Origin of the sequence: Xanthomonas axonopodis (assembly GCF_001304695.1) — a bacterium.
In the GTDB taxonomy this organism is placed as follows: domain Bacteria; phylum Pseudomonadota; class Gammaproteobacteria; order Xanthomonadales; family Xanthomonadaceae; genus Xanthomonas; species Xanthomonas axonopodis.
On record NZ_JFAQ01000260.1, the window covers coordinates 1 to 8,924 of the forward strand.

General features: G+C 65.8%; 6 protein-coding genes, 1 tRNA gene, 1 other RNA gene and 1 pseudogene. 5 read left to right on the plus strand and 4 right to left on the minus strand.

What is annotated here, in order from left to right; all coding sequences use genetic code 11:
• Positions 1-46 precede the first annotated feature (46 nt).
• The 3 genes from XAXN_RS22595 to XAXN_RS19050 form a co-directional block, all read right to left on the minus strand.
• Positions 47-223, minus strand: coding sequence for a hypothetical protein (locus XAXN_RS22595; RefSeq protein WP_054320683.1), 177 nt, complete (start codon positions 221-223; stop codon positions 47-49).
• A 160-nt stretch (positions 224-383) separates the two neighbouring features.
• Positions 384-459 (minus strand) — tRNA-Ala (locus XAXN_RS19045).
• Positions 460-551: 92 nt separating this feature from the next.
• Complete coding sequence (locus tag XAXN_RS19050; protein ID WP_042822754.1) at positions 552-953, minus strand: H-NS histone family protein; 402 nt, start codon at positions 951-953, stop codon at positions 552-554.
• Between the two features lie 219 nt (positions 954-1,172).
• Here XAXN_RS19050 and XAXN_RS19055 point away from each other — a divergent pair, with 219 nt between their 5' ends.
• Together XAXN_RS19055 and ligD are read left to right on the plus strand one after the other, a co-directional pair.
• Entirely contained in the window at positions 1,173-1,349 is a 177-nt protein-coding gene (locus XAXN_RS19055) for a DUF3606 domain-containing protein (RefSeq protein ID WP_054320684.1), read from the plus strand.
• A 15-nt stretch (positions 1,350-1,364) separates the two neighbouring features.
• Positions 1,365-3,983: pseudogene (gene ligD, locus XAXN_RS19060) on the plus strand (DNA ligase D).
• 203 nt (positions 3,984-4,186) lie between these two features.
• On the opposite strand, the gene rnd reads toward ligD, so the two are convergent.
• Positions 4,187-5,278 carry a ribonuclease D gene (gene rnd, locus XAXN_RS19065; protein WP_054320685.1) on the minus strand — a complete coding sequence of 364 codons (1,092 nt, stop codon included), beginning with the start codon at positions 5,276-5,278 and terminating at the stop codon, positions 4,187-4,189.
• Positions 5,279-5,492: 214 nt separating this feature from the next.
• On the opposite strand from rnd, the gene XAXN_RS22155 reads away from it, so the two are divergent.
• From XAXN_RS22155 to XAXN_RS19075, 3 genes are all read left to right on the plus strand, one after another.
• Positions 5,493-5,561: non-coding RNA, sX9 sRNA (locus tag XAXN_RS22155), on the plus strand.
• Positions 5,553-7,382 carry an SUMF1/EgtB/PvdO family nonheme iron enzyme gene (locus XAXN_RS19070; RefSeq protein WP_425511887.1) on the plus strand — a complete coding sequence of 610 codons (1,830 nt, stop codon included), beginning with the start codon at positions 5,553-5,555 and terminating at the stop codon, positions 7,380-7,382. The genes XAXN_RS22155 and XAXN_RS19070 overlap by 9 nt, the downstream gene beginning before the upstream one ends.
• Before the next feature lie 212 nt (positions 7,383-7,594).
• Positions 7,595-8,857 carry a virulence factor gene (locus tag XAXN_RS19075; protein WP_054320687.1) on the plus strand — a complete coding sequence of 421 codons (1,263 nt, stop codon included), beginning with the start codon at positions 7,595-7,597 and terminating at the stop codon, positions 8,855-8,857.
• Positions 8,858-8,924: the final 67 nt, after the last annotated feature.

An 8,924-nucleotide genomic window follows, 5' to 3' on the forward strand; every position in this document is an offset into this window, starting at 1 on the left:
GCCTTGCCGCGGCAAGGCGCGGAGCCAGGCTGCAGGGTTGATCAACTCACTCTCCCTGGCCAGCCTTTCCAGTAGGGCGACGGCTGTGCGCGTCGTGCACCTTCAGATCTTCCTGGCCCGGGCGCTGCTTGGCGGCATCGTCGTGCTTGCGGTCTTGCTGGCTCTCGATCACGCCGTGCGCATCGTCGGCGACGTCGTCGGGTTGTTGATCTTTCTTGCTCATGGTGGAGGTCCGTTGTGGAGTGAAGCCGGACGTTAGCGCGCGCGATGTGATCCCCACGCCACGGCGACCGGCCGAGCCTGCACCGCAGTTCGCCCCCAGCCCCTCAAAACGCACAAGCCCCGGAAACATGACATCTCCAGGGCTCGTGCGTTTGACTCGATGGTGGAGCGGAAGGGGATCGAACCCTCGACCTTCGCGATGCGAACGCGACGCTCTCCCAGCTGAGCTACCGCCCCACGTGCTTCGATTCTACCCACAAGCCGCGTGGTTCGCCAAGCCAAGGACGCGGCCGACCGTGCGGCGCGGCACCGTCCTGCGGGCTTCCGCCTTACTCGCGAACCAGCGGAAACTTGAGGTCCGGGTTCTTGGCCTTCCATTCCTTGTACGACACCGAACCTTCCCAGGCAGCGAAAGCCTTCGGCGTACGGCCACGACCGGACCAGGTTTCACCGGTGTGCGGCAGTTCGTACTTGGGCTTCACTTCGCTGCGGCCGCTCTTGGTCACTTCCTTGCGCGCGGCAGTGGTGCCCAGGTAAGCGGCAATGTCGTTGCGCTGCTTGGTGTTGAAGTGACCGGCGAACTGCTCGAGCAGCGAAACGATGGTGGCATGCGCAGAGGATGCCTCGCTCGCGCGCTCGGTTTTCTCCTGTTCTTCCAGCTTCTGCAATTCGTCCAGCAGCTTGGCTTTGGCTTGCGCGATGGAATCCAGTTTCGAAGAGGTATTGCTCACAGAGGTATGGCCTCGGAATAAGAGTGGACAGGCCGCCCGAAGGGCGCGCGGCATTATGGCATGGGGCCCGGGAGCGGCCGTTGTGAAACAGGGGCTTGCACATGGCGTGAACAGGCCTTTCACTACGCCTGTTCGAACGCTTTCGCATTGTCGTCAAGGGTGCTGCTGGGCCGAAGACTCACGTTAGCAGACCCGACCACGGCGATACAGGAGCATGTCATGAGTGACGATAAACGCAACGTCGGTTCGCCGGACTGCGACCGCATCAACGTCAATGAAGCCTATGAGCTGCAGTACTGGACCAAGACCCTGGGCGTCAGTGCCGATGAACTGAAAGCGGCTGTGCAGAAGGTGGGGCCAATGGCTGCCAGCGTTCGCCAACACCTGGGTAAATAAGCGGGAAGGTCTGCCATGAGCCTGAGCGAATACCGCCGCAAGCGCAGCTTCGACAAGACCCGCGAGCCGGAGCCGGGCAAGGCCTTGCCGCCAGGGCAGCGTGCGATCTTCGTGGTACAGCTGCACCACGCCAGCCGCCGCCACTACGACTTCCGTCTGCAGGTAGGCGATGCGCTCAAGAGCTGGGCGGTACCCAAGGGGCCGAGTTACGACCCCAAGGTCAAGCGCATGGCAGTGGAGGTGGAAGACCACCCGGTCGATTACGCCAGCTTCGAGGGCGAGATTCCCAAGGGCGAATACGGCGGCGGGCACGTGGCGCAGTTCGACCATGGCGTGTGGGCCACCGCGTGCGACCCCGAAGCGCAGTTGGCCAAGGGGCATCTGCGCTTTGAGTTGTTCGGCAACAAGCTCAAGGGCGGCTGGCATTTGGTGCGTTCGGGCAAGCCGGCGCGGCAGCCGCAGTGGCTGTTGTTCAAAGAGGACGACGCCTACGCCGGCACCTTTGAGGCCGATGACCTACTGGCCGACGTCGCTGCCGCGCCTACCGACGATGTACGCAGCGCAGGCGGCGGCAAGACTCAGCGCAAGGCGCTGACGACCGTGCCGCCGCCTTCGGCGAAAAAGCGTGGGACTTGGGCGAAACAGGCGCTGGCGCTGAGCAACGCACGTCGCGCCGAGATGGAGGATGCCGCGTTCGCGCCGCAGCTGGCCAAGCTGGGGCAGTCCCCGCCCGAAGGCGCGCAGTGGCTGCATGAAATCAAATGGGACGGTTACCGCATCCTGGCCACGGTCACCGACGGCAAGGTAAGGCTGTGGTCGCGCAATGCATTGGAGTGGACCGACAAAACACCGGAAATTGCCGATGCCATCCAGTCGCTGGGCCTGCGCAGCGCGCAGATCGATGGCGAATTGATCGCCGGGCGCGGCACCAAGCAAGACTTCAACCTGCTGCAGGCCACCTTGTCCGGCGAGCGCCAGGTGCCACTGGCGTTGGCGGTGTTCGATCTACTGCATGTGGACGGGGTGGACATCAGCGAGGCGCCGCTGCGCGAGCGCAAGCAGCTGTTGCAGCAGGTGCTGGAGGCTGCACCCAACACGCATCTGGCTTATAGCTCGCACGTCGAAGGCGATGGCACCGAGGCGTTCCGGTTAGCCGGCGAACAGCACTTCGAAGGCATCATTTCCAAACGTGCGGATCGCCCGTATCGCGGTGGGCGCAGCGACGATTGGCGCAAGACCAAGCAACTGGCCAGCCAGGAATATGCGGTGGTCGGCTACACTGCGCCCAAGGGCAGCCGCAGTGGTTTTGGTTCGCTGTTGCTGGCCACGCCTGACCCGGTGCATGGTTGGTTGTACGTCGGCCGTGTGGGCTCCGGTTTCTCCGATGCCTTGATGCGCGAGGTCACCCGGCAACTGGAAGGCGGCGGGCGCAAACCTACCGCGCATATTCCCACCGAAGACACCGACCTGCGCGGCGCCACCTGGTTTGCGCCGCGCTTTGTGGTGGAGGTGTTCTATCGCGGCATTGGTGGGCAACAGTTATTGCGCCAGGCATCGTTCAAGGCGCTGCGCCCGGACAAACGCATTGCCGATCTGGCCGACAGCGATGCCGGAAACGGCCCGGCTGCATCGTCGTCTGCCAAGCGCTCGGCAAAGACCCGTGCTGCCAAAAACGCGGTCACCCAGGCGCCCAAACGTGCAGCGACGCGGGCAACAGCACCAGCGCGCAAATCCGCGGTTGCCACACCGTCCTCGACTGCGCTGCCGTCGCTGTCCAGCCCGACCAAGCTGATCTACCCGGATATCCGTGCGACCAAGGGCGATGTCTGGGACTACTACGGGGCGGTGATGGATCACCTGTTGCCGCAGATCGTAGGACGGCCACTGTCCATCATCCGCTGCCCCAGTGGCGTGGAAAAACCGTGTTTTTTCCAGAAGCACCACACCGCCGGCCTCGAGCGTGTGAGCTCGGTTAAGCTGGTCGAAGAGACCGGTACCAATGCGTATTACCTGGTGGTCGAAGACGCGCCCGGCTTGCTGGAACTGGTGCAATTCAATGCGCTGGAATTCCATCCCTGGGGCTCGCATGCCGACCGCCCGGATGTTGCCGACCGGGTGGTCTTCGATCTCGATCCGGGCCCGGACGTGCCGTTTGCCGAGGTCAAACGGGCGGCCACCGATATCCGTAAGCTGCTGGCGCAACTGGAGCTGGAATCGTTCCTGCGTGTCTCCGGCGGCAAGGGGCTGCACGTGGTGGTGCCCTTGAACCCCGGCTGCGACTGGTAGGTGACCAAGCGTTTCGCCAAGGGATTTGCCGATGCCTTGGCGCAGGCTGAGCCGCAGCGGTTCATCGCCACTGTCACCAAGCGGCTGCGTAACAAGCGCATCTTCGTCGACTACCTGCGCAACGGCCGTGGCGCCACTGCAGTCGCGTCCTATTCGTTGCGCGGCCGCCCGGGAGCGCCAGTCGCGTTGCCGCTGGCGTGGTCAGACCTGTCCAAGCTGCAGCGCGCCGATGCGTTCACCTTGCGCGATGTCCCGGAGAAGCTGCGCCGTCGGCGCAAGGACCCCTGGGCAGACATGGACCGCATCCGGCAGAACCTGGCGCGGTGGGCAGAGCAGGACGAGGACTGATGCGGTGCGACGGAGAGAATGCCGGCATCGCCGCTGCGCGGGCGCGGCCGGCAGTGAATCGCCATGCGACCCAGGCGCTTCGCCTCTTTCTCACGCACTGCGCCACTGCGTGCGAGGCGGCATGAGCCGGTTCTCGGCCGCTCGCCAGCACCTGACGAGGAGCCCGCATCGCTGCAGGCTCTGGGACCATAAACGCCGCAATCCTACTCTGCAGTGTTTTCCAGCAGCGGCATCAACTGTGCTTCCAGCAGGGCGCGGCGCCACTGGCCCAGCGCCGCAGGCCAGCTGCGCTGTTCCATCAAGGTCTCCAGATGGCGGCGCGAGGCCAGCAGGCCGTCCGGCAGGCCGAGTTCGCGGCTGCGCTGCGCCACGGTGTCCTGCAGGCGTTTGAGTACGGCCTTGTTGCCGTCGGTGGCGGCTTGCGCCAGCGGCGCATGCTCTTCGTCCGGCAGCGGGGTGTTGAGTGTCTCCCACACCGCATTGGCGAGCTTGCGCGGCGCGTTGGGGAATTTATCGAACTGGCGTAGCAAGGCCTCAAGATCGGCAGGCGGAAACCGCGCCAGCTGGCTGGCCAGTTCGTTGTCCAGGATCCAGCTGCGGGGGCGATCGCTCTGCCGCGCCTGCAGGTCGCGCCAACGCAGCAGGCGTAGTAGCCGTCGTTGCGCCGCCGGTTCCAGAAATTTTGCGGCGCGCAGGCTCACATGCGGCCAGCGCTCGCCATCGTCGTGCTCCACCGTGGCGAGCAGGCGGTCGGCATCTTCGGCCAGCCACTCCAGGCGGCCCTGCTCGGCGAGGCGGCGGCTGAGCGCATCGTGGATCGCAAACAGATAGCGCACGTCATCGGCGGCATAGTCCAGCTGCGACGGCGACAACGGGCGACGCATCCAGTCCGAGCGTGTTTCGCCCTTGGTCAGCAAGGTGCCGGTCACTTCCTGCACCAGTTTCTGGTAGCCCATGCCGCCGCCGACACCGGCCAGCGCTGCGGCAATCTGCGTGTCGAACACCGGCCGCGGCAAGGCGCCACATGCGCATTTGAACGTGACCAGGTCTTCGCTGGCGCTATGCATCACCTTGACGATGTCGGTGGCGGTCAACCACTCCTTGAGCGCCGCGTTCATGCCGGGGATCAGCGGGTCGATCAGCAGGATCTCCTCGCCGATGGCCATCTGCACCAGCGCCAGCTGCGGCCAGTAGGTGCGTTCGCGAATGAATTCGGTATCCAGGCCGATGCGCGATGGTCGCGCTGCCTGCAGGCGGTCAGTCAGCTCGGAGGGTTGGGTGATCCAATGGGGCACGTGATTTCCGTCAGCGGCAAGGGTTTGCGCAGAGCGCGCAGAATAGCCTAACGTCGCGATCGCCTGTCGTGCGGCAGAGCATTGGAAGGAGCAGGTGGTGGGTGAGTGCGGTGACCGGATGGCAGCGTGGGCAGTGGTCGCGCTGGGAGCGACTGGCGAAACGCCGGCGCAGCCAGCAGGCGGGCGCGGCCGGTGCGTGGAATCGGCAGCTAGCATGCGGACTCCCCGGTTCCTGCGCACCGGCCACACCCGCCTAAGGGCTGCTCGCTACGTCTTGCTGGCCGCTCTAAACGTGTGCGGCTGTTCGCGCACACCGACGCTCGCGCCTGCGGTCGCGCCGCAACCGGCGCCTGCCGCCGTGCCGAGCAAGCCGAACGTTTCCATCGGTGGTGAAGAATCAGCCGAAACCGTGGCGCAATGGCAAGCGCCGGCGGTGGAGCTGGGCGACGAGCCCCTCGCGCAGGTGCGTAAGCGCGCCGACCAGGCATTGCGGGAAGATCGCCTGTATCGCGATGCCGGCGATGCGATCCCGTTGTATCTGGCGATCCAGCAGCGCGCCGGTGACAAGGATGCAGCCAGCCGGCGCGGCCTGGAGCAGGCGCGTGGCCGGTTGCTCGAACGCGGCGCGGCGCTGATCGAACAAACCGAGCGCCAGGACAACGCGTTGGAGCAGGCGCGCGAAGTGGCTTTCGTCGCGCTCGCCCTTGCGCCACAGGACCCGAAGGTGCGCGCACTGCAGCGCGAGGTGGAAACCGCGCAGCGCGTGCTCGCGTTCAATCGCGCCGGCGAAGAGGACCTGCGCGGCGGGCGGCTGGGCGAAGACGGCAATGGCGCGCTGGTGAATTTTCGCGATGCCGCGCAATTGGATCCCGACAACCCGCGCACCCGGCAAGGCCTGGCCGCCGTGGAAAGCGGCCTGCTGGAGCGCGCCGAACAGGCGGCGCAGGCAAGCGACTTCATCGGTGCCCATTACTGGCTGCAGATGGCGGGGCAGGTACGCGATCGTGCGCCTACCATCGCCGATGCGCGCGCGCGGGTGGAACGCGTGCGCCGGGCGCAGATCGCTGCGTTGCACGACGCCGGTCTGCACGATCTGACCTCGCCGCGCGGGCTCAAGGCAGCCGGCGAGAAACTTGCCGAAGTGCTGCGCATCGCCGACCCCGGCGATGCGGTGGCCGGCGATCTGCGCCGGCGGCTGGAGCTTGCCACGCATTACGGCAGCTTCCGTCCCGGGCAGGTATTCACCGACGGGCTCAAGGTGGGCGGGCGCGGGCCGCAGATGATCGTGGTGCCGCATGGCGCATTCCAGATGGGCGCCGGCGATGCCGAACCGGGCGCTTCCGACAACGAGCGCCCGGCCCATTACGTGCGCTTCGCACGCGGCTTTGCGTTGTCGATCACCGAGGTCACGGTTGCCGAGTTCCGCCAATTCGTCGAAGCCACCGGCGCGCGCCCGCGTGCCACCCGGCGTGGGCATTCGGTGGTCTACGACGAGCGCAGCGGCAACTTCATCCGCCGCAGCGGCGTGGATTGGCAGTCCGACTACAACGGCGCCCAGGCCGCGCCCAACAGCCCGGTGATGCACGTCAGCATTCGCGACGCCGAAGCGTATGCGTCCTGGCTGTCGGAACAGACCGGCCGCCATTACCACGTGCCCAGCGAGGCCGAGTTCGAGTATGCGGTGCGTGCCGGCACCACCGGGCGGTATCCGTGGGGCAACGCGGGCTCGCCGCCGGCCGATGCCGGCAACTTCACCGGCGGCAACGACGTTTCGCGCAGCGGCCGGCACTGGAACAACGGCTTCGTCGGCTACGGCGATGGCTTTTGGGGCCCGGCGCCGGTCGGCAGTTTTCGCGCCAACGCCTGGGGTCTGCATGACATGGGCGGCAACCTGAGCGAATGGGTGGCCGACTGCTGGCACGCCAGCTACCGCCGTGCACCGGCCGATGGCGCTGCCTGGTACAACCCGGGCTGCCGGCAACGCATGATTCGTGGCGGCAGCTGGGCCAATTCGCCGCAACAGACGCGCGCGGCCTGGCGGCAGTCGCAGGACTCGGACACCACCAGTGCGCGTATCGGCTTTCGCGTGGCACGCGGAATCTAGCGACCAAATGAGGAGCGGAAGTTTACGGGGCGTCGGTTCCCGGTCCTTAGCGTGCAGTGGACGCGGGCAGGCCACGCGCTGCGCTGACCAGGCGCCATGCGCAACAGCTGGGATTCAGTTGGCTTAACAACAACGAACACCGCGTGCACTGGCGATGAAACCGGTCGTGTCTGCTGTGGTCAAATTGCAGCCGCTATCAAGCGACTGCCGTGATGGGCATGGGGATCAAAATGTTTCGTTGGGTGATTGCGATCTTGCTGATCGGCGGCAGTGGCTATGCCGTGGCGCGGCATCTGCAGCACAGTAATACCGCTGGGCATTACGGCTCGGTCGAAGTGTTTCGCCCGGAAGGTACGCCCAAGGCGATGGTGATCCTGCTGTCCGACAGCGATCATCCGCAAAACAGCCAGCAGCTGGCCGACATGCTGAGCAACGATGGCGCACTGGTGGCAGTGGTCGACACCGCCAATTACCGCGAACGCGTGCGCTCGCATCAAGCCGCCTGTAGCTCGCTGGCCGACGATGCCGAGCGACTGGGCAAGAAATTGTTGCGCGCCGAGCATGTCGATGCGTTTCTGCCGCCGGTGTTGGTGGGGCAGGGCGACGGCGCGGTGCTGGTGCGCCAGGCAGTGGCCTCGGCCGCGCCCGACGTGCTGGGAGGCGCGGTGGTTGCCGACGCCGGCACCAAGGATCCAGGCCTGGCCTGCTCGCGCGATCTGCCCAATGCCAGCCAAGGCTTCCTGGACGATCTGGCCGACGCATCCAGCCCGATGCAGATCGCAGCGGCCACACGCGGGCACTTCCTGGCGGCGCAGTCGCAAGGTCTGGGCGACCTGCCGCTCGTGGAACTGCACGCACCCGGCAGCGACCGTCTGGTGGTGATGCTGTCCGGCGATGGCGGCTGGCGCGAGCTGGATAAAGGCATTGCCGCGCAATTGCAGCAACAGGGCGTGTCGGTGGTGGGCTGGAACAGCCTGCGCTACTTCTGGGGCAGCCGCACGCCGCAGCAGGTGGGCGCGGATCTGGATCGGGTGATCGCGAGCTATCGCCAGCGTTGGCACATCCAGCACGTCGCCCTGGTGGGGTATTCGTTCGGTGCCGATGTATTGCCGTTCGCCTATCCAGAACTCTCGCCCCAGCAACGCGCCTCGGTGCAGTTCGTCAGCCTGCTCGGCCTGGGCCACGAGGCTGACTTCAAGGTGCGTGTCGGTGGCTGGCTGGGCTGGCATAACGATGCCGAGCGCGATGTGGAGCCGGCCATCCGGGCGCTGGATCCGCACCGCCTGCAATGCATCTACGGAGACGAAGAAAAAGACACGCTGTGCCCGGAGCTGCGCGCACGTGGCGTGCAGGTGCTGGCACGTCCGGGGGGGCATCACTTCGATCACGACCCGGTGGTGCTGGCCAATCTGTTGATGGAGGGCTGGCAGCATGCAGCGCAGACGCCGATCGCGGAAACAGCAAGTCGCTCCTAAGGCAACGCTGATCAAGTTCCAAAGATGCGAGGATAAGTGCTTCGCAGCGATGGTGGTGCAAGCCGAT

Bases quoted from the DNA above. Each gene is read 5' to 3' on its own strand.
- XAXN_RS22595 (WP_054320683.1), bottom strand. From the start codon at position 223: ATGAGCAAGAAAGATCAACAACCCGACGACGTCGCCGACGATGCGCAC.
- XAXN_RS19055 (WP_054320684.1), top strand. From the start codon at position 1,173: ATGAGTGACGATAAACGCAACGTCGGTTCGCCGGACTGCGACCGCATC.
- XAXN_RS19075 (WP_054320687.1), top strand. From the start codon at position 7,595: ATGGGCATGGGGATCAAAATGTTTCGTTGGGTGATTGCGATCTTGCTG.